The organism is Demequina sp. (assembly GCF_024642165.1).
Lineage (GTDB): Bacteria > Actinomycetota > Actinomycetes > Actinomycetales > Demequinaceae > Demequina.
Genome location: NZ_JAHEBP010000012.1, coordinates 10,062 through 30,753, shown reverse-complemented (window position 1 = coordinate 30,753; position 20,692 = coordinate 10,062). Strand labels below are relative to the sequence as shown.

Genomic DNA, 20,692 nt, shown 5'->3' with positions numbered 1-20,692 from the left:
GTGGTGACGATGCGGTAGAACACCGCGCCCATCGCGATCAGCACCACGAAGACCAGGATGGGGACGAAGATCGCGATGAGGCTCAGCGCCACCGCGGTGGCGTCCTCCGCGAACGATGCGATGGGGGCGCCGGTGCCCGCCGTGGCGGCGTTCACCGACGGACGGGACGCCGATTTGGCGGTGTGCACGGCGGCCGCGATGACGGCGCCCACGATGCCCGCGATCAGCGGATTGTCCTGCCAGAAGTTGCTCTGATCGATCACCTGCGCCGCCGCCGTGGCGGCGAAGATCACGCCGCCTACGAGCGGGCGGATCAGCGACTGCAAGAGGTCGTTGATGTGGTCCACACCAGGGATCTTGTCCAGCACCAGCTCCAGCGCGAGCAGCGCGAGGCCGATGATGATCGCCGGCCACGACTGCAGCCACTCGAGCCGCTCGGGAAGCACGATGAAGTCGGTGAAGCGCGCGAACAGCCCCACGATCACGAGCGGGATGAACGCGTTGAGGCCTGCCGCCGCGGACAGGCCGGCGCCCGTCAGGGCTGCGAACATGAGACCTCCTCGGGGCTCCACCGGGCGGCGGGACGCACTCAAGGATAGTGTGCGTTTGCCGGAGCGCGTCCGGCATCACGGGAGAGGGGTGTTACATGGCTTGGGTCGCCACCATCTTGACGGGCCTGCTGATCGGCGTTCTCGCGCGCATGGTCGTGCGGGGTCGCCAGCACTTCGGCATCATCATCACCATCCTGCTCGGCATCGGCGGCTCGCTGATCGGGCATTGGCTCTGGTACACGGTCCTCAACAAGGAGGACACCCCTGGCATCGACTGGATCCAACTCTTCATGAGCGTGGGCGCGGCGGCGGTGCTCATCGGCCTCTACGGAGCGATCTTCGCGCGCAAGCGCTGAGTTGTCCCGCGGAAGCAGAAGGCCCCGGCTCTCACGAGCCGGGGCCTTACTTCTGTGGGGTGGCTAACGGGACTTGAACCCGCGGCCCCCGCGACCACAACGCGGTGCTCTACCAACTGAGCTATAGCCACCATCGGCCCTCGCGCGCGAGAGCCAGAGAACATCATAGCCGGTCCGCTATGCCTCCTGCGACGGGTCCGTGGTCACCCGCTCGGCCGCGGCCTTGGCCTGGTCGGAGTCCGGTCCGGGCAGCGGGACCAGGATGGTCTCGCGGTAGTACCGCAGCTCCGTGATCGAGTCGCGGATGTCGCCCAGGGCCCGGTGGCCGCCCGTCTTGGCGGGGGCGTTGAAGAACACCCGCGGGTACCAGCGGCGCACCAACTCCTTGAAGGAGCTCACGTCGACCACGCGATAGTGCAGGTGGGCCAGGAGGTCCGGCATGTCGCGGTCGAGAAACATCCGATCCATCCCCACGGTGTTTCCCGCGAGCGGAGACTTGCCGGCGACCGGCACGTGGGCGCGGACGTACTCGAGCACCTGCTCCTGGGCCTCGGCCATGGTGACGCCGTGCGGGAGCTCGGGCAGCAGGCCGGACTGGATGTGCATGCTGCGGACGAAGTCGCCCATGCCGGCCAGTGCCTCGTCCGATGGCTTGATCACCACGGACACGCCGTCGCCCAGCACGTTGAGATCGGAGTCGGTGACCAGGCAGGCCACCTCGACCAGGGCGTCGGATGCCACGTCGAGACCCGTCATCTCGCAGTCGATCCAGACGAGGGGGGTGTCGCTCATGCCGTCCACCTTACCGACGCTCGGGCGGGACCTTGGCCGGGGCCGCAGCGCAGCATCCGGCGGATGGGTTCGGTCAGTCCCCGTCCGCGACGATGCTGGGGCGGGCATCGTAGGAGGCCCGGCGGTACTGCCTGGGCCAGTAGTCGATGTCGACGCCCAGCTCGTGTGCGGCGCGCAGCGGCAGGTGCGGGTCCCGCATGAACTCGCGTCCGACGAAGACGGCGTCCGCCTGACCCGACGCGACAATGCTCTCCGCCTGGTGCGCGTCGACGATCTGCCCCACAGCGGTCGCCGCGATACCGGCGCGGGCGTGGATGGCCGCAGCGTGGGACACCTGATAGTTGGGCCCGGTGGGGATGTGCACGCCGGGGACCAGCCCACCCGTGGACGTGTCGACCAGATCGGCGCCCGCCTCGCGCAGCCACTTCGCCACCGTCACCGTGTCGTCCAGCGTCCAGCCGCGCGGCTCGAGCCAGTCCGTGGCGGAGACGCGGACGAACACCGGGACATCGGGGCCGGCCTCGGCGCGCACCCGGCGCACCACGTGCATCAGGAGGCGCGCGCGGCCCACCAGGCCGCCGCCCCAGCGGTCCGTCCGGGCGTTCGACAGCGGCGAGAGGAACTGGTGGATCAGGTATCCGTGCGCGGCGTGCACCTCGAGCACGTCGAAGCCGGCCTCGAGCGACCGGCGCGCGGCGGCGCCGAAGGCGTCCACGATCGCCGCGATGCCGTCCTCGTCGAGCGCGGCGGGCTCGTCGTAGCCGTCATAGGCGATCGCCGACGGAGCCGCCGTCGCCCAGCCGCCCTCCGACTCGTGCACGGAGCCGGTGCCGCTCCACTCGCGGTGCGTCGACGCCTTGCGGCCCGCGTGGGCGAGCTGGATGGCCGCCACGGCACCCTGGCCGTGGATGAAGTCGACGATGCGTGCCCAGGCGTCGCGCTGCTCGTCGTTCCAGATGCCGGTGTCCCATGGCGAGATGCGTCCGTCCGGCGTCACCGCGGTCGCCTCGGACATCACCAGACCGGCGCCGCCGCGCGCGAAAGAGCCCAGGTGGACCAGGTGCCAATCGGAGGGGACGCCGTCCTGCTCCTCGCACGAGTACTGGCACAGCGGGCTCACCCACAGGCGGTTGCGGGTCTCGACCGCGCGGATCGCGAGCGGGGAGAAGAGGGCAGACGTCATCGGGGATCCTTGTCGCAGGGTGGGGCTCCATCCTTGCGAGCCGTGACCTGGTCGACAACGCCCCATGGTCCCGGGTGATTCCGCGCGGTCGACGGCGCGCGCCCGCTCGCCCACCCCTCACCCCGTTGACACTGCGCACGGAGTTGCCCGCGACACGCGGTCTCCGCACCGCCCCGGAGAGGGACGATGCTGCGTGTCGGCGCGTACTCCGTGCGCAGTGTCAGAGGTGGCGGGGGAGCGGCGGCGTCAGTAGGCGACGGTGAAGCGTGCCCGGCGGTGCGCCGGCTCGTCCACCTCGTCGATCACGGCCGCGGCAAGGTCCTGGGACGAGACGTAGGACGTCCCGGACTCGTCGACCAGGATCACGTCACCGCCTACGCGGAACGTGCCGGTCGCCTCGCCCGGCGCGTAGGCGCCGTAGCCCCCGGCGGGGCTGACGTAGAACCAGTCGACGGCCTCCGAGCTGCCGCGCAGGTCCTCGAGCACGTCCGCGGCCTCGAGCGCCTCGGGCTTGAACGCCTCGGGGAAGTCGGTGTCGACCACCCGCGGCCCGCCCTCCGCGACCAGCAGCGAGCCCGCGCCGCCGATGAAGCCCAACCGGGTGCCGTGCGTCGCCGTGAGTTCCGCAAGGCGGGCGGCGAACGGGCGGATCCTCGACGGCAGGTCGCCGCGCGGCGGCACGGAGGCGATCACCACGTCGGTGGCGCCCACCAACTGCTCGACCAGTGCATCGTCCAGGATCGACCCGGTGACGTAGTCGACGCCCTCGACGGGCGACTCGGGTGCGGAGCGGGAGAGTGAGGTCACCCGGTGACCGCGCGAGGCGGCCTCGGCGACGAGTGCGGCGCCGGTGTAGCCGGTGCCTCCGAGGACGGTGATGTGGGTCATGGCGTTCCTTCCGGTACGGGTCGACGGTCCGGTTGCGGGCCGTTCGCCGGGAACAACACTCTCCATTGGAGAGTTTCTTCCCGATAGGATGTACGTACTTTCCGGTGCGTGCCGCACCGCGGAGGAAGGAGGCACGCATGGCCGACGAGGAGTGGAACCTCTACGAGGCGGGATGTCCCACCAGGGATGTGCTCGACCGCATCGGCGATCGGTGGACCGTGCTGCTGGTGCTGACCCTCGCGGACGGTCCGCTGCGCTACAGCGAGCTCGGCGCGCGGGTGCAGGGGATCTCGCAGAAGATGCTCACCCAGACGCTGCGAGGGCTCGAGCGCGACGGGCTCGCGACGCGGAGGGTGTTCGCGCAGGTGCCGCCGCGCGTCGAGTACGAGCTGACGGACCTGGGCCGGACGCTGCTGGTGCCGCTGGGCGCGATCGCCGGCTGGGCGACCGGTCACATGGGCCGAGTGCGCGCCGCCCGAGAGGCGTTCGACGCAGGCTGACGGCGGTCAGGAGGCGGCGAGCTCGAACCACATCCGCGGGATCAGCGGCAGGATCGAGTCCACGGCGAACTGCGGGTCCCGGGGACCCGGCGCCTGCAGCCATGCGCGCAGCGCCCCGACCGTGCCCTGGCTGACAAACGCCGCGGCCATCGCGAATCGCGTCCCGGCCTCGCCCTCGCGGGGTGCACCGGACGCCTCCGCCAACGTGTGCAGGCTCGCCTCGATATGCCCGGCCAGCACGTCCGCGAGCACCGAGCCGTGCGCGCCGTCGGCGGGAGCGAGTCCGATCCGGTAGAGCTCGGCGTGGCGCTCGATGTGCTCGATGAGGTCCAGCTCGGCGGCCCTCCAGATGGTCTCGATCGCGTGGGGCTCCGCGTCGAACTCCACCAGGAAATCCGTCCGGATGGCGTCGAGCTCCACCTCGAGCGTGTGCGCCAGCAGCGACTCGGGGGAGGTGGCGTGGTTGTAGAACGTCGCGCGCGTGACGCCGGCGCGGCGCGCGATCTCCGTCACGGTGATGGTCTCGACAGGCCGTGCGGAGGCAAGCTCCAGCACCGCAGCGGCGAGCGAATCCGAACTGCGGGCGAAGCGGGGGTCGGTGGTCACGACGCCAGCCTAGTCAGCGCCGCGGCATGCGTCGTCAGGCGTTAGCGCCCTCGCCCACCCGCAGCGAGGTGAGGATCTCCTCCACCTTGGTCTTGGCGTCGCCGAACAGCATGGCCGAGTTCTCCTTGAAGAACAGCGGGTTCTGGACCCCCGCGTATCCCGTCGCCATCGAGCGCTTGAAGACGATGCACTGGCGGGCCTTCCACACCTCGAGCACCGGCATGCCCGCGAGAGGCGAGCCGGGATCCTCGAGCGCGGAGGGGTTGACCACGTCGTTGGCGCCGATCACCAGCACCACGTCCGTCTCGGGGAAGTCGTCGTTGATCTCGTCCATCTCGAGCACGATGTCGTAGGGCACCCGCGCCTCGGCCAGCAGCACGTTCATGTGTCCCGGGAGGCGGCCCGCGACGGGGTGCACGCCGAACCGGACCTCGACGCCGGCCGAGCGCAGTTTGGACACCAGGTCCGCGACCGGGTACTGCGCCTTGGCGACGGCCATGCCGTACCCGGGGACGATCACCACCGAGCGCGCCGCGGCGAGCATCTCGGCCACCTCCGGCGCCTGGACCTCGCGGTGCTCGCCCTGCGGGCCGTCCACCGCCGCGGCCCCGCCACCCGTGCCGAAGCCGCCCAGGATCACGCTGATGAAGGCGCGGTTCATGGCCTTGCACATGAGGTAGGAGAGGATCGCACCGGACGAGCCCACGAGTGCGCCGGTCACGATGAGCAGGTCGTTGCTGAGCATGAGGCCCGCCGCCGCGGCGGCCCAGCCGGAGTACGAGTTGAGCATCGACACCACCACGGGCATGTCGCCGCCGCCGATCGCGGCGACCAGGTGCAGCCCGAGCGCGAGCGCGATCACGGTCATGAGGGCGAGCGGCAGCACGCTGTTGGAGGCGATGAACCAGCCCATCAGGCCCAGGCTCACCACGATCGCGCCCAGGTTGAGCAGGTTGCGGCCCGGCAGCGTGAGCGGGTTGGACTTGATGCGCGCGGAGAGCTTGAGGTACGCGATGATCGAGCCGGTGAACGTCACGGCACCGATGAAGACGCCCAGGAACACCTCGATCTGGTGGACCGCATCGGCCTCCTCCGTGAGGTACGAGTTGAAGCCCACCAGCACGGCGGCGAGGCCCACGAAGCTGTGCAGCATGGCGATCAGCTCGGGCATCTGCGTCATCTCGACGGTGCGCGCCCGCCAGATCCCGATGCTCGCGCCGATCGCGAACACCATCGCGATGAGGAGCGCGGTCACCATGACCGGCCGCTCGCTGCGGTCGAGCGAGAGCACCACGGTGGCGGCGAGCGCGAGGCCCATGCCGATCATGCCCAAGATGTTGCCGCGGCGGGCGGTCTCCTGCTTGGACAGTCCCGCGAGCGAGAGCACGAAGAGCACGGCGGCGACCACGTAGGTCGCCTGGGCGAGGGACGTGAGCGTCATGACGGGTCCTTCCTGAACATCCCGAGCATTCGGTAGGTCACCAGGAAGCCTCCGAAGATGTTGATGCTGGCGACGGCGGCCGCGATGAAGGCGAGCGTGGACACGAGGGCGTCGTCGGAGCCGATCTGCAGCAGCGCGCCGACGAGGATGATGCCGGAGATCGCATTGGTCTGGGACATCAGCGGCGTGTGCAGCGAGTGCTTGACGTTCGAGATCACGTAGAAGCCCACGATCACGGCGAGCGCGAACACGGTGAGGTGCTGAACGGTCGCCGAGTCGGCGAAGGAGAGCAGCAGCAGCGCGGCGACGGCGCCCGCTCCGTAGAAGAGGTTGCGGCGGCGAGCCTTGCGCTCCGCCTGCTCCTTCGCGGCGCGCGCCTGTTCGGCGCGCTCCTCGTCGCTGGGTCCCTGCGGGGCAGGAGGCGCGGCCGAGACCGCGACGGCCGGCGGTGGCCACATCACGTCGCCTGCGTGCGCCACCGTCATGCCGCGCTGGACCTGGTCCTCAAGGTCGAGCACCGCCGCGCCGTCCTTGCCCGGGGTGAGCAGCTCCATGAGGTGGACGATGTTGGTGCCCAGCAGCTGCGAGGTGTGACGCGGCATCCGGCTGGTGAGGTCGGTGTAGCCCACGATGGCGACGCCGTTGTCCGTCACCACCAGTTCTCCCGGCACGGTGAGCTCGCAGTTGCCGCCGCCGGAAGCGGCCAGGTCCACGATCACGGAGCCAGGGCGCATGCCCGCGACAACCTCAGCGGTGATGGTGGTGGGCGCGGCGCCTCGCACCAGCGCGGTGGTGATGACCACGTCGGCCTTCGCGGCCTCCGCGGCATAGACATGCATCGCGGCGGCCTGCTGCTCCTGCGTGAGTGGCTTCGCGTAGCCGTCCGCGCTGATCTCCTGTTGCGCCTCGGGGGCGACCACGAAGGTGCCGCCCATGGACTCGATCTGCTCGGCGACCTCGGGGCGAACGTCGAAGGCTCGCACCTGTGCGCCGAGGCTCGAGGCCGCGCCGATCGCGGCGAGACCGGCCACGCCCGCGCCGATGATGAAGACCGTCGCGGGGGCCGTCTTGCCCGCCGCGGTCACCTGGCCGGTGAACATGCCGCCGTACTGCTCCGCGGACTCGATCACGGCGCGGTAGCCGGCGACGTTGGACAGGGTGCTGAGCACGTCGATCGCCTGGGCCCGGGAGATGCGGGGGACCGCGTCGAGTGCGAGCGCCGTCACCCCCTGCTTGCTCAGCGTGGCCAGCAGCTCGGGGTTGGCCTGGGGAGCCATCATCGACACGAAGATGGATCCCTCGCGCAGCGCCCACAACCGCTCCTCGTCGGGCGCGTTGACGCACGTGACGACGTCCGCGCCCCAGGCGGCGGTGGCGTCGCCGATCGTGGCGCCCGCGGCGGCGTACATCTCGTCGAGGAAGCTCGACTGGACGCCGGCGCCTTCCTCAACCACCACGTCGTAGCCCAGCTTGATGAGCTGGCCCACCGAGGCGGGGCTCGCCGCGACGAGCCTCTCGCCGGCGCGGGTCTCCGCGGGGACCCCGATCTTCATGGTGCGTCCTCTTCTGTCGAGACGAGCCGCGGCTCTCGACAGAGAGAGCGCCGGGGAGCGTCGTGACGTGCTGTGCCTGGGCGACCAGCCGGTCCCGTCGAGGGGGCCGGTCGCGATGGAGCGGTCTCGACACAGGCTAGTCCAGGGCAACCGGGTCATTCCCGGTACCTAGGGCCTGGGTGCGGGACCGCGGGTGGGCGCATCTCGGTGTCGAGTTCCACCGACGCGGCCCCCGCCACCGCGGCCCGCGACAACGGTGCGGAATGGTGTCGTTTTCCGCGCCCAGGAGCGTCAACGGTGCGGCTGAGTGTCGCCGCGGCCGGGCGGCCTCGACCCGTCTCGCGGGTGCCCCCGGCTGGATTCGAACCAGCGACCGTCGGATTAGAAGTCCGGTGCTCTATCCAGCTGAGCTACGAGGGCCTGCGGCGATTCCGCCGACCCCAGGGTAGTGCCCCCGGCACGGCCGTTCCGTGCATGCTGGTAAGTGCCCTCGCGCTACCCTTGACGCATGTTCCGGAGAGGGTACGCGATCGCATGAGCATGCGACCGATCAAGACGTGGTCGTACCCCGGCAACCTCTTGGACGCCCTCGTCGATACCCGCCGCGTGGTCAACGGGGTGGAGCTTCCCCTCCCCACCGCCGGGGTCGCCGAGGCGCGCGAAACCATCCAGCGCATGCTCGATCAGCTGGACCACCACCTCATCCCGCGCGTGCGCGAGGAGGCGTCGCCGGCGATCGTGGTGGTCGCGGGCTCGACCGGCGCGGGCAAGTCCACGGTGGTCAATGCCCTGGTGGGCGAGCAGTTGACGCCGTCCGGCGTGCTCCGCCCCACCACCCGTGTGCCCCATCTCTTCCACCACCCGCTCGACACCGCGGTGCTGTCCGACGTCGCGAAGCGCGCCAAGGTGATCGCCACGGAGGCGGTGCCGCGCGGGCTCGCCCTGGTCGACTCGCCCGACCTCGACTCGGTGCGTGGCGAGAACCGCGAGATCGCCCGCATGCTTCTCGAGGCCGCGGACCTCTGGATCTTCGTGACCACGGCGGCCCGGTACGGCGACGCCGTCCCATGGGAGGCCCTGCGCGCCGGCGCGGACCGCGGCGCGTCGATCGCCGTGGTGCTCAACCGCGTCACCGTCGACGTGGCGGCGCAGGTGCGACGCGAACTGGTCGACCGCCTCGCGCGCGAGCACCTCGAGGCGTTGCCGCTGTTCGTCATCCCCGAGGACACCCACCGCCAGGCCACCGTGCCCCGCGACGTCGTGGGCGGCCTGGGGCGGTGGCTCGACTCCGTCGCCGCCGCATCGGCCGCCACCATCGTCGAGCGCACGCTGCACGGCGCCGCCGAGTCGGTGAAGGAGTGGCTCGAGACCCTCGCCGAGGCGATGGATGATCAGTCCGCCGCGGCCAAGGACGTGCGCTCCGAGGTCAGACGATGCGCGGGTCAGGCCGAGCACGAGGGCGGCGACCGCTGGTGGGCGACCATCCCGACCGGCGCGCTCACCGCGCGGTGGGAGGGCGCGACGGCCGACGGCGGGGCGCTGTTCCGCCTGCGCAACTCGATGTGGGTACGGCGGGGGCACGCGCGCGAGCAACGCGACGCGGTCCTCCACGAGATCTACGGCGACCTTCTGGAGGCCGTCGAATCGCGCCTGGTATATGCGGCATCGTCCGTCGCCGAGGCGATGGAGGAGGCGCTGCGGCGCGCCGAGACCGGCGTGGGACCGTGGCTCGCGGAGCGCCGCGACCCGCGCGATGCACGCCAGGCGCGGGAGCGCCAGGCCGCCGACGCCGCGCGCCGATGGCTGCACCGCTGCCAGGAGATCGCGCTCGCGCTGCCCGGGTCGGAAGGCGGCATCCAGGTGGTGGGCGAACCCGGACTCACCACCACCCTCGCGAGCGCGGCGCTGGGCATCGATCAGGCGCGCACCACGCTGATGGTGCTCACCTCCCAAGGGGTGGGCGACGCCGTCGAGGAGGCCCGCGGCGAGCTGAATGCGGCGCGTCGACACTGCGTCAACCGCGAGGCGCTCGACATGATGCGCCCCACGGACATCCCCTCGCTCATGCCCGACGCCTCGGCCAAGATCCGCCTGCGCCGTGCGGAGCTGCGAGGGCTGCTGTGAGCGTCAGCTTCGAGCATCTGGACCCGCGGGACGGGACCTCGCTGCTGCGCGAGCGCGTCGAGAGGCTGCGGTCCTCGCTCGATTGGGCGCGCGAGGCCATACCGGCGTCCATCCGCACGGATCTTCACGCCGCCGTCGAACGATGCGACGAGCGCCTGCATCTCGGGATCGACTGGACGGTGGTGGCGCTCGCGGGCGGCACGGGATCGGGCAAGTCCACGCTGTTCAACGCGCTGGTGGGGGTGCCGTTCGCCGTCTCCGGCGTGGCGCGGCCCACGACGTCCCAGGTGAGTGCGGCGGTGTGGGGCTCGGACCAGTCCGACGCCTTGCTCGACTGGCTGGGTGTCTCGCCGCAGCGGCGCCTACGGCGCGCCGATTCGCCCGAGGCGGGGGAGGATCCCGCCCTCACCGGGCTGATTCTGCTCGACCTGCCGGATCACGACTCCATCAACCCGCGCAACCGCGAGGTGGTCGACGCGATCATCCCGATGGTCGACCTGCTGCTGTGGGTGGTGGACCCGCAGAAGTACGCCGACCACGCGATCCATGCCGGGTACCTGCAGGCGGCGTCCGATTCCGGTCAGCCGTCCCTGGTGGTGCTCAACCACGTGGACCGGCTGACCACCGAGGACGGGTGGGCTGTGGCCCGCGACTTGCAGCGGCTCCTGGCCGACGACGGCATGGTGGACGTCCCGGTCATGCCCGTGAGCGCCCGCACGGGGCAGGGCGTCGACGTGCTCCGTGCCGAGCTCGAGGGCGCCGTCCAGGCACGGTCCGTGGCGGCCGATGCGGTGGCGGCGGACCTGGTCGAGGCGGGACGCACGCTCGAGCGGGCCCTGGCGCGCGACGCGGACCCGGTGCTGCCGGACGTCGCCGAACTGGTCGCGTCGCTCACGGCCGCCGCCGGCGTCGATGCGCGCGCCGAATCGGCGGCCGCGGTGGTGGCCGGACGTGCCTCGTCCGTGCCCGCGCCGTCGCCGATGCGCCGCGAGATCGTCGACCGGGAGCGGCTCGACTGGATCGATGCCGCCTCCGAGGGCCTGCCGGTGACGTGGCGCATCGTGATCGGAGAGGCCGTCGCGCCGGCCACGATGCTCACCGACGAGATCCAGAAGGCCCTGTCCGCGATCGAGTGGCCGGTGCCGCACCGTGCCCCGTCGTTCCTTCGGCGGCGCTCGCGCGCGGGCGCCTTCCAGAAGGACATGGTGGCGCTGGGCCGAGACGCGGTGCGCGGAGCGATCACGCCGCTGGTGGTCCAGCCCACCGAGCTCATCCACCAGGCGTACCGCAACCTCGATGAACTGACCGAGATCGCGCGCGCCGAGGGTCCGGGCCCGCTGGCCCCACCTCGAGGGGACGATGCACGGTCGCCGGTCGCGGACTCGCCGGCCGCCCCCGCGGACGACGAGGAAACGGGCGCCCGGTCGTAGCCGCCGCGCCTCGGATGCCGGCGGCGCCGCGGCCGATGTCCCCGGCCCGCCCGCATGTGCGGGACGTCCACGGATCCCGACCCGGTCCCCGCATCGTCCCGTCGCCCGCCGCACCCTGGGATGGCCGCACCCTGCGGCATCAGGGAGGGGAACATGAATGAGTTGATGATGACCGTCGCCGGCTGGGCGGCGACCGATGTGCGGTTGAACGTGGGGCAGGGGGACCTGGCGATCGCGTCGTTCCGCCTCGCGTCGACGCCGCGGTACTTCGACCGCGAGCGGTCGATCTGGGTCGACGGCGTGACGGAGTGGTTCACGGTGCGCGCCTTCCGATCCGCCGCGATCACGATCGAGAAGTCGATCAAGAAGGGACAGCCGGTGCTGGTGAGCGGACGCTTCCGCACCAGCACGTGGGAGTCGAAGGAGGGTCCCCGGACGGACCAGGTGATCGACGCGGTCGCGGTGGGCCACGACTGCACTCGCGGGGTTGCGTCGTTCAGCCGTGCGACGGGCGATCCGTCCATGGGAGTGGACGACGTGAGCCGGGCCGCGGAGGCGATCATGGCGGCGCGCGAGGAGGAGGACTCCACGGGTTCCCCGCCGGACGAGCCATCGGTGCGCGACGACGGGCTGGACGAGCCGGCGGAGGGTGCTCGCGTGGACTCCGAACTCGAGTTCGAGGCGTCACCCGCGGCGCGCTGAGGGGCCGCGGTCGACGGTGGCGGGCGCGGATCCCGGCGCCCCGTGGCCTACGCGGGCTCGCGTAGGCTATGGGACGGAATCCGGGCGCCGTGCGCCCGCACACGTCGACCGACGGAGCAGCAGTGGCCGAGTTCATCTACACCATGCACAAGACGCGCAAGGCGCACGGCGACAAGGTCATCCTTGACGACGTGACGATGGCGTTCTACCCGGGCGCGAAGATCGGCGTCGTGGGACCCAACGGCGCTGGTAAGTCCACGATCCTCAAGATCATGGCCGGCCTCGAGCAGCCCTCCAACGGTGAGGCGCGGCTGTCGCCCGGATACTCGGTGGGCATCCTGCTTCAGGAGCCGCCGCTGAACGAGGACAAGGACGTGATCGGCAACGTTCGCGAGGGCGTCGCCGCGATCTACGGCAAGCTCGAGCGCTTCAACGAGATCTCCGAGGAGATGGCGGACCCGGACGCGGACTACGACAAGCTCCTGGCGGAGATGGGCACCCTGCAGGAGGAGCTCGACCACGCCGACGCGTGGGACCTCGACTCCCAGCTCGAGCAGGCGATGGATGCGCTGCGTTGCCCGCCGCCGGACGCCGATGTGAAGGTCCTCTCGGGCGGTGAACGCCGCCGCGTTGCGCTGTGCAAGCTGCTGCTTGAGAAGCCGGATCTGCTGCTGCTCGACGAGCCCACCAACCACCTGGACGCCGAGTCCGTGCTGTGGCTTGAGCAGCACCTCGCGAAGTACCCCGGCGCGGTGCTCGCCGTCACGCACGACCGCTACTTCCTCGATCACGTCGCCCAGTGGATCTGCGAGGTGGACCGCGGCCGGCTGTACCCCTACGAGGGCAACTACTCGACCTACCTGGAGAAGAAGCAAGAGCGCCTCCAGGTCCAGGGCAAGAAGGACGCGAAGCTCGCGAAGCGCCTCAAGGAGGAGCTCGAGTGGGTGCGCCAGAACGCGAAGGGCCGCCAGACCAAGTCCAAGGCGCGCCTGAACCGCTACGAGGAGATGGCGGCGGAGGCCGATCGCACCAGGAAGCTCGACTTCGAGGAGATCCAGATCCCGCCCGGTCCGCGCCTGGGAAGCGTGGTGCTCGAGGCGAAGAACATCACCAAGGGCTTCGGTGACCGCACCCTCATCGACGGGCTGTCCTTCACCCTGCCGCGCAACGGCATCGTGGGCGTCATCGGACCCAACGGGGTTGGCAAGACCACACTGTTCAAGACGATCGTGGGCCTCGAGCCGCTCGACGGCGGCGACCTCAAGGTGGGCGAGACCGTCCAGATCTCGTACGTCGACCAGAGCCGCGGCGGCATCGACCCGAAGAAGTCGCTGTGGGAGGTCGTGTCGGACGGCCTCGACTACATCAACGTGGGCAAGGTGGAGATGCCGTCGCGTGCCTACGTGGGTGCGTTCGGCTTCAAGGGTCCCGATCAGCAGAAGGCCGCGGGCGTGCTGTCCGGCGGCGAGCGCAACCGGCTTAACCTGGCGCTCACGCTCAAGGAAGGCGGCAACGTCCTGCTTCTCGACGAGCCCACCAACGACCTCGACGTCGAGACCCTCGGCTCGCTGGAGAACGCACTTCTCGAGTTCCCGGGCTGCGCCGTGGTGGTGTCGCACGACCGCTGGTTCCTCGACCGCGTGGTCACCCACATCCTGGCGTACGAGGGCACGGAAGAGGAGCCGGGCAAGTGGTTCTGGTTCGAGGGAAACTTCGAGTCCTACGAGGCCAACAAGGTCGAACGACTCGGTGCGGAGGCCGCACGCCCCCACCGCGTCACCTACCGGAAGCTCACTCGCGACTAGCGGTTCTCCGACGGCGCCGGTTCCCCCCGCGGACGCCCGCTGTCGCGGTGTGCGGCGGCTCGGGCGGGCCTGTTCAGGCGATCCCGCGCCCGGCCTCCCCTGGGTCACGCGGCGGCGTCCGCCTGTGCGCGACGGGGTTTCCAGAACGTGACCGAACCGTGACCGAATCTTCCTTGCAACCGTTTGCGAAGCGCCTCCGTCCGGGGCTATTGTCGGAGAGCCTGAGTGGTCTGGCAGGGGCAACGGTGCTCCTGCCCACGTGGAAGGAAGACACCATGGTTGTTGTTGGCCGAAACGGGAGGAAGCTCGCCGCGGCTTGCCTCACCGCCGCCGCCGGAATGTTCGTGATCAGCGGATGTTCATCGTCAGACCCGGAGCCCGCAGGCTCGAGCGGAGGCGGCGGTGGCGGCGAGTGCACCACGCCCACCGAGATCAAGATGCAGGGCACTATCAAGTCTGAGATCGCCGAGCAGTTCATCGCGGCGGTCGACTTCTACAACGAGAACAACACCGACTGCGTCAAGGTCGAGGTGCTCGAGGGCGCGGGCACGGGCACGTTCTTGCAGAACTACACGACGGCGATGGCATCCGGCGACGCGCCGACCATCTTCTACACGTTGCAGGAGATCCCGGACATCGCGGACAACATGATGGACTGGACGGGCCAGCCCCTCGCCGCGCTCGCTCAGGGCGACACCCTGGTCGCCGGCCAGGTGGGCGACAAGCAGGTCGGAATCCCCTCGACCGTCGAGGCGTTCGGACTGCTCTACAACAAGACCGTCCTCGACGCCGCGGGCGTCGACCCGATGTCGGTTCACACGACCTCCGCGCTCCAGGACGCCTTCGACGCGGTTGCCGCCGTCGACGGGGTCGAGGCCCCGATGTTCTTCTCTGGCCTCTGGTGGTCGCTCGGTGCGCACTTCACCAACGTCTACCACGCGAACTCGGCGGACACTCACGAGGGTCGCTTCGCGATCCTCGACGAGCTCAAGGGTGGCACCAAGGACCTCGCGGCGGACCCCGTCTGGAACGAGTGGGTCGACACGATCGACATGCTGAAGAGCAACAACAGCGCCAACGCGTCGATCGCTGACGACAACTACGACACTGCCGTGAGCGACCTCTCCGCAGGATCGGTCGGGTTCTGGTTCATGGGCAACTGGGCGGAGCCGAACCTCCTTGAGTTCGGACCGGACAACGAGTACGGCATCATGCCTCTGCCGATCAACGACGACGAGAGCTTCGCTGGCAACAGCTCGATCTCGGTCGGCGTGCCCGGCTACTTCATGATCGACGAGTCGCAGACGACGCAGGAGCAGCGCGACGCTGCGGTCGCCCTGCTCACCTGGTTCCTGACCACGCCCGAGGGCAACGCCTACTGGTCGGGCCCCACCGAGGAAGGCGGCATGAACTTCATTCCGGTGTACGACGGCTTCACCGTCGACCCCACCACGTACATGGCGAAGGAGATCGCCTCGTACGTCGCCGCGGGCAACACGCTGGAGTGGGTGAACAGCGCCTACCCGGCCGGTCTGCAGGAGGTGTACGGCAAGGAAGCCCTCGCCAAGTACTGGTCCGGCACGAGCGACCGCGCCGCCTTGGCCACTGACATGGCTAACGCCTGGAAGTGATGCTTGACTAGAGCATCGCGGTCGAGGCGACCGTGATCATCCACTCACGCGGGTTTCCCGGGGCTTCGGCCCCGGGAAACCCGCCGAACAACGGAGTTCAATGTGGCAATGAGAACTAGGAGTTCGAACATCAAGAAGTTCTTGATGTTCGCGCTTGTACCGCTAGTGATGTTCACGCTCGTGCTCGTCATCCCGTTCGCGCAGGGCGTGTTCTACACGTTCACGGACTGGAACGGCGGCTCGAGCTTTGACAGTTTCGTGGGCCTGGACAACTACATCGCAAGCTTCCAGGACGGTGACTTCTGGCAATCGATGGGGATCACGCTCGCTTACGTCGCCGCGTGCCTCGTCCTTGTCAACCTCGTCGCCTTCGGGCTCGCGCTCTTGGTCACCATCCCCATGCGCGGCGTCAACGGCCTGCGGACGGCGTTCTTCGTACCGAATCTCATCGGCGGAGTGATTCTGGGCCTGATCTGGCAGTTCCTGTTCGGACAGGCGTTCGTCAAGCTCTTGCCATCGATCTTCAATCCCAACTGGTTGCTCGACACCACCACCGCGTTCTGGGCGATGGTGATCGTCACCGTGTGGCAGATGTCCGGCTACATGATGATCATCTACGTCACCGCGCTGATGAGCATCGATCCGGAGACGATGGAGGCGTCGAACCTTGATGGCGCATCGGGGCTGAAGGCGCTGCTGTTCATCAAGATTCCACTCATCGCCCAGGCATTCACGATCTCGCTGTTCCTCACCCTGAGGAATGCATTCATGGCGTACGACGTCAACCTCGCGCTGACCGGCGGTGGTCCGTTCCGGTCGACCGAGCTCATCTCGCTGCGCGTGTTCACCGAGGCCTTCGGGTTCGGCAACTTCGACACCGGGCAGGCGCAAGCCGTGCTCATGTTCATCCTTGTCGCTCTCGCCGCCGTCACCCAAGTTGCCGTCGCCAAGCGATTCGAGGTCCAGCGATGAACCCCGTCAAGAGGACTCGAGTGTTCCTCCTTCTCATGGCGATCGTGCTCGCGGTCTTGTACGCGTTCCCCTTCGTCCTGGTGATCCTGAACTCCCTCAAGGATCGCGTGCAGGTGATCCAGGATCCGCTGGGCTGGCCCACCGAGTGGAAGTGGTCGAACTTCACCGAGGCCATCGACAAGATGGATTTCTGGCAGGCACTCGGGAACTCGCTGTTCATCACGATCGTTTCCGTGGTCCTGGTCGTGATAACGTCCGCTGGCCTCGCGTACTACTTGCAGCGGGCGAGGACGCGAACCGCGAACACCATCTTCCTGGTACTCGTCGCGTCGATGATCGTGCCGTTCCAGGCCCTGATGCTCCCCTTCGTGAGCTTTTTCGGCGCGAACGGGCTGGGCTGGAGCTTCAACCAGCTCACGTTGTCGATCTTCTATGTCGGCTTCGGTGTCGCACTGTCGACCTTCCTCTACCACGGCTTCATCTCGAACATCCCGTTCGACTTGGACGAGGCGGCGGCGATCGACGGCGCGGGTCCGTTCAGGACGTTCATGACGGTGATCTTCCCGCTGCTGGGCCCGGTCACCGCGACGGTGTCCATCATCAACGCACTATGGATCTGGAACGACTACCTCCTGCCATCCATCGTGCTTGATGACACGAGCGAGAAGACTCTGCCGCTGAGGACCTTCGTCTTCTTTGGCCAGTACACGTCAGACTACGGTCTCGCCATGGCGGGCCTGTTGCTCGCGATGTTCCCGATCGTGATCTTCTACTTCATCATGCAGCGCAAGATCATCGCGGGTATCTCCGCGGGCGCGGTGAAGTGATACCGGAGCCATCCGGAACTACCTCGATCGACCCCCACTGGTGGCGCCAGGCAGTTGTCTACCAGGTCTATCCGCGTTCGTTTGCAGATTCGAACGCGGATGGGCTTGGTGACCTGCCTGGCATCACCGGGCGGGTGCAGTACCTGCGATCGCTGAGCGTCGACGCGGTGTGGCTCAGTCCCTTCTATCCGTCAGCGCTGGCCGACGGCGGATACGACGTCGACAACTATCGCGATGTCGATCCGAGGCTGGGGACGCTGGCCGACTTCGATGCACTCGTCGCGGCGCTGCACGACGTGGGAATCCGGATCTTCGTCGACATCGTCCCCAATCACAGCTCGGATAGGCACGAGTGGTTCCGGGCCGCACTGGACGCGGCGCCCGGCTCGGCCGAGCGGGAACGCTACATCTTCCGCGACGGTCGCGGCGACCACGGAGAACTGCCTCCCAACGATTGGCCCGGCCACTTCGGCCCCAGCTCGTGGACCAGGACCACAGGGCCGGACGGTACGCCGGGGCAGTGGTATCTGCACCTGTTCGCGCCCGAGCAGCCGGACCTCAACTGGGACAACCCGGAGGTCCACGCGGACTTCATCACCACGCTGCGCTTCTGGGCGGATCGAGGGGTCGACGGCTTTCGGGTCGATGCGGCCCACCTGCTCAAGAAGGACCTCAGCGAGCCGTACAGGCCGGTCGAGACCATCTCCGAAGTGTCCCGATACCCCACAGACGGATCCCACCCGCTGCTGGACCGCGACGAGGTCCACGACATCTACCGCACGTGGCGGTCGGTCTTCGACGAGTACTCGCCGCCCCGGGTGGCCGTCGCAGAGGCCGGCGCACCGCCGTCGCGCCGGGGTCGATACGCCAGCGCCGAGGAGCTCGGCCAGGCGTTCAACTTCGAGCTCTTGGAAGCGCAGTGGGACGCACGGGACTTCCGCGAAACCATCGAGACGTGCCTGGCCACGGCTCGCGCTTCCGACTCGTCGTCGACGTGGACGCTGTCCAACCATGACGTGGTGCGGGTGGCGTCGCGCTTCGGTCTGCCGAACGGTACCGACCTCAACCAATGGTTGCTCAGCGCCGGCACGGAGCCCGTGGCCGACGCCGCGAGAGGGTTGCGCCGCGCGCGGGCCGCGATGATGCTGATGCTCGCGCTGCCCGGTTCGGCGTACCTCTTCCAGGGCGAGGAGCTCGGCCTGCCGGAGGTCCCTGATCTTCCCCCGGAGGTCCTTCGGGACCCCATCTGGTTGCGTGACGCGGGCGCGCGCAAGGGCCGGGACGGATGCCGCGTTCCTCTCCCGTGGGCGGCGGACGGGCCGTCCTTCGGGTTCGGCGCCAACGGCGCGCACCTGCCGATGCCGGCATGGTTCGGGGACTATGCCGTCGACAAGCAGGATGGCGCGGGCGGCTCGACCCTCGAGTTGTATCGTGCGGCGCTGCGGACGCGGCGTGCGCTGCAGAGCACCGAATCCCTCGAGTGGCACGAGGGCCCGGACGATGTGGTGTGGTTCTCCCGCGACAACGGCTGGCACAGCTTCACCAACTTCGGCCTCGAGCCGGCGGCGCTCCCGGCCGGCGAGGTCCTGCTGTCGAGCGCCGCACTGCACGGCCAGCAGGTTCCCGGTGAGACCACCGTCTGGTTCCGTGTCTAGATGATCACCGACGCGCACGTCGAGATCAGCGGCTGGGCACACGCCCGGGCGTCCTTTGCCGGGAACGGACCGGCCACCACGCTCAGCGAACCGGCACGATGCCGGGTTCGCCGATCCTAGAGCTGCAGGATCGGACCATGGTCACCATCAGCCAGATCGCCGCAGAGCTCGGCCTGTCGAAGGCGACCGTGTCGCGCGCGTTGCGCGGCGTGCCGGGGGTCGCGGACGTCACGGTCGCGACCGTCCGTGCCGCGGCCGAGACCATGGGCTACATCCCGGACGTCGCGGCGGCCGGCCTGGCGACGGGCCGGAGCCGTGCGGTGGCGGTGGTGGTCCCTTCGCTGAGCCGGTGGTTCTACAACTCGGTCCTCACCGGCATCGACCGGGGCCTTCGCAGCCTGGGATATGACACGGTGCTGTACGACCTCGATCGGAGCGTCGGATCGTGGCCGCACGTGTTCGTCCGCTCGGATCTGAGAAGGCGTGTCGACGGCTTGATCGCGGTCTCCATGATGTTCTCGGCCGAGGAACTCGCCGAGTTCTCGTCCCTCGACATCCCGATGATCGCGGTGGGTCCCACCACGCACGGATTCCGCACGATCGGGATCGACGACGCCGCGGTGATGACCACGGCCACGGAGCACGTCCTCGCCCTGGGACATCAGGAGCTCGGGTACCTCGGCGGGTTCGATTCCCAGAGCCGCAGCCTCGGCGGCGCCGTCGAGCGCGAGCATGCGTTCATGACCGCGGCGCTCGACGCGGGCGCGGTGGTCGACCCCACGTGGATGCTCGCCGGCCGGTATCGGCAGAGCATCGCGCTCGAGGTGGTCACGCCGGTGTTCCGCAGCGACTCGTGGCCCACGGCCCTGGTGTGTGCGTCCGACGAAATGGCGATCGGGGCGATGTATGCCATCCAGGCCGCCGGCCTGAGGGTTCCACAGGACGTCTCGGTGATCGGCGTCGACGGACACGAGTATGCGCAGGCCTACGACCTCACCACCTGCGCTCAGTATCCGGAGGCGCAGGGCGAACTGGCGGCACGGCAGATCATCGCCGAGGTCGAAGGCGGTCCCAGCCGGCTGTCCTTCGAACCCGCCGACTACCAGCTGGTGGTGCGCGGTTCGACGGGGCCTCCCCGCGCGTCCCGGTAGACCTTCCGGGGCGCGCTCGTGCGCCGCGGCGATACGGTGAGCTCATGACTCGCATCCACGTGCCCATCACCCTGCGATGGTCGGATCTTGACGCCTATGGACACGTCAACAACGCGGAGATGCTGCGCCTTCTCGAGGAGGCGCGCATCCGCGTGTTCTGGGCCGACAGGTCGGCGGCGGAGGACCACGAGGTCCCGCACACTGCGCTGATCGCCGGCGGCCCGGACGCGGAGACGCTCACGCTCATCGCCGCCCAGCAGATCGAGTACCTGGCGCCCGTGCCCTACCTGCGCCGCCCCATCGACGTGCAACTGTGGATCGGGCGGTTGGGCGGGGCGAGCATCGAGATCTGCTACGAGGTGTGGTCGCCGGCGGGCGACCCGGAGCCGGTGCTGTTCGCGAAGGCGTCCACCACTCTGGTGCTCGTGGACGCCGCGTCGGAGCGGCCCCGCCGGCTGACGGATGCGGAGCGCGAGGCCTGGAGCCCGCACCTCGACGTGCCGGTCGAGTTCCGGCGGCGCTGAG

Annotated in this window: 19 protein-coding genes and 2 tRNA genes; 12 read left to right on the top strand and 9 right to left on the bottom strand. The window is 69.1% G+C overall.

What is annotated here, in order from left to right; all coding sequences use genetic code 11:
* Positions 1-551, bottom strand: a 551-nt coding sequence (locus Q0L54_RS02300) for a DUF4126 domain-containing protein (RefSeq protein ID WP_296665173.1), incomplete at its 3' end; no start/stop codon positions are given.
* Positions 552-646: 95 nt separating this feature from the next.
* Here Q0L54_RS02300 and Q0L54_RS02295 point away from each other — a divergent pair.
* Positions 647-907 carry a GlsB/YeaQ/YmgE family stress response membrane protein gene (locus Q0L54_RS02295; protein ID WP_296665171.1) on the top strand — a complete coding sequence of 87 codons (261 nt, stop codon included), beginning with the start codon at positions 647-649 and terminating at the stop codon, positions 905-907.
* 55 nt (positions 908-962) lie between these two features.
* Here the strand turns inward: Q0L54_RS02295 and Q0L54_RS02290 are convergent.
* The 4 genes from Q0L54_RS02290 to Q0L54_RS02275 all read right to left on the bottom strand — a co-directional run bounded on the left by Q0L54_RS02290 (position 963) and on the right by Q0L54_RS02275 (position 3,770).
* Positions 963-1,038 (bottom strand) — tRNA-His (locus Q0L54_RS02290).
* A 46-nt stretch (positions 1,039-1,084) separates the two neighbouring features.
* A complete protein-coding gene (gene orn / locus Q0L54_RS02285; RefSeq protein ID WP_296665169.1) occupies positions 1,085-1,699 on the bottom strand; it encodes an oligoribonuclease in 615 nt (204 codons plus the stop codon).
* Between the two features lie 73 nt (positions 1,700-1,772).
* Entirely contained in the window at positions 1,773-2,882 is a 1,110-nt protein-coding gene (locus tag Q0L54_RS02280; protein WP_296665168.1) for an NADH:flavin oxidoreductase/NADH oxidase, read from the bottom strand.
* Between the two features lie 246 nt (positions 2,883-3,128).
* Complete coding sequence (locus Q0L54_RS02275) at positions 3,129-3,770, bottom strand: NAD(P)-dependent oxidoreductase (protein ID WP_296665166.1); 642 nt, start codon at positions 3,768-3,770, stop codon at positions 3,129-3,131.
* A gap of 137 nt (positions 3,771-3,907) precedes the next feature.
* On the opposite strand from Q0L54_RS02275, the gene Q0L54_RS02270 reads away from it, so the two are divergent.
* Positions 3,908-4,270: a helix-turn-helix domain-containing protein gene (locus Q0L54_RS02270; protein WP_296665163.1), complete on the top strand. Its 363-nt coding sequence runs from the start codon at positions 3,908-3,910 to the stop codon at positions 4,268-4,270.
* Positions 4,271-4,276: 6 nt separating this feature from the next.
* On the opposite strand, the gene Q0L54_RS02265 is transcribed toward Q0L54_RS02270, so the two are convergent.
* From Q0L54_RS02265 to Q0L54_RS02250, 4 genes are all read right to left on the bottom strand, one after another.
* Positions 4,277-4,876, bottom strand: coding sequence for a TetR/AcrR family transcriptional regulator (locus Q0L54_RS02265; protein ID WP_296665162.1), 600 nt, complete (start codon positions 4,874-4,876; stop codon positions 4,277-4,279).
* A 34-nt stretch (positions 4,877-4,910) separates the two neighbouring features.
* Positions 4,911-6,317, bottom strand: coding sequence for a Re/Si-specific NAD(P)(+) transhydrogenase subunit beta (gene pntB / locus Q0L54_RS02260; RefSeq protein WP_296665160.1), 1,407 nt, complete (start codon positions 6,315-6,317; stop codon positions 4,911-4,913).
* A complete protein-coding gene (locus Q0L54_RS02255) occupies positions 6,314-7,870 on the bottom strand; it encodes a Re/Si-specific NAD(P)(+) transhydrogenase subunit alpha (RefSeq protein WP_296665159.1) in 1,557 nt (518 codons plus the stop codon). The genes pntB and Q0L54_RS02255 overlap by 4 nt, the downstream gene beginning before the upstream one ends.
* A 346-nt stretch (positions 7,871-8,216) precedes the next feature.
* A tRNA-Arg gene (locus Q0L54_RS02250) sits at positions 8,217-8,290 on the bottom strand.
* A 114-nt stretch (positions 8,291-8,404) separates the two neighbouring features.
* Between Q0L54_RS02250 and Q0L54_RS02245 the strand changes: the two genes are divergently transcribed.
* The 10 genes from Q0L54_RS02245 (at position 8,405) to Q0L54_RS02200 (ending at position 20,691) form a co-directional block, all read left to right on the top strand.
* Entirely contained in the window at positions 8,405-9,994 is a 1,590-nt protein-coding gene (locus tag Q0L54_RS02245) for a dynamin family protein (RefSeq protein ID WP_296665157.1), read from the top strand.
* Positions 9,991-11,424 (top strand): GTPase, encoded by a 1,434-nt coding sequence (locus tag Q0L54_RS02240; protein WP_296665156.1) that lies wholly within the window; start codon positions 9,991-9,993, stop codon positions 11,422-11,424. Before Q0L54_RS02245 ends, Q0L54_RS02240 begins: the two co-directional genes overlap by 4 nt.
* A gap of 153 nt (positions 11,425-11,577) precedes the next feature.
* The gene (locus tag Q0L54_RS02235; RefSeq protein ID WP_296665154.1) at positions 11,578-12,126 is read left to right on the top strand and encodes a single-stranded DNA-binding protein; all 549 of its coding nucleotides are present in this window, start codon (positions 11,578-11,580) and stop codon (positions 12,124-12,126) included.
* Positions 12,127-12,248: 122 nt separating this feature from the next.
* Entirely contained in the window at positions 12,249-13,931 is a 1,683-nt protein-coding gene (ettA, locus tag Q0L54_RS02230) for an energy-dependent translational throttle protein EttA (RefSeq protein WP_296665152.1), read from the top strand.
* A 275-nt stretch (positions 13,932-14,206) separates the two neighbouring features.
* Positions 14,207-15,562 (top strand): hypothetical protein, encoded by a 1,356-nt coding sequence (locus tag Q0L54_RS02225; protein ID WP_296665150.1) that lies wholly within the window; start codon positions 14,207-14,209, stop codon positions 15,560-15,562.
* A gap of 108 nt (positions 15,563-15,670) precedes the next feature.
* On the top strand, positions 15,671-16,534 hold the full coding sequence (locus Q0L54_RS02220; RefSeq protein WP_296665149.1) for a carbohydrate ABC transporter permease: 864 nt from the start codon (positions 15,671-15,673) through the stop codon (positions 16,532-16,534).
* Positions 16,535-16,554: 20 nt separating this feature from the next.
* On the top strand, positions 16,555-17,361 hold the full coding sequence (locus tag Q0L54_RS02215; RefSeq protein ID WP_296665147.1) for a carbohydrate ABC transporter permease: 807 nt from the start codon (positions 16,555-16,557) through the stop codon (positions 17,359-17,361).
* Positions 17,358-19,016 carry a glycoside hydrolase family 13 protein gene (locus tag Q0L54_RS02210; protein ID WP_296665145.1) on the top strand — a complete coding sequence of 553 codons (1,659 nt, stop codon included), beginning with the start codon at positions 17,358-17,360 and terminating at the stop codon, positions 19,014-19,016. The genes Q0L54_RS02215 and Q0L54_RS02210 overlap by 4 nt, the downstream gene beginning before the upstream one ends.
* 137 nt (positions 19,017-19,153) lie before the next feature.
* The gene (locus Q0L54_RS02205) at positions 19,154-20,167 is read left to right on the top strand and encodes a LacI family DNA-binding transcriptional regulator (protein WP_296665143.1); all 1,014 of its coding nucleotides are present in this window, start codon (positions 19,154-19,156) and stop codon (positions 20,165-20,167) included.
* A 44-nt stretch (positions 20,168-20,211) separates the two neighbouring features.
* Complete coding sequence (locus Q0L54_RS02200) at positions 20,212-20,691, top strand: thioesterase family protein (RefSeq protein WP_296665141.1); 480 nt, start codon at positions 20,212-20,214, stop codon at positions 20,689-20,691.
* The last annotated feature ends 1 nt before the right edge of the window (position 20,692 follow it).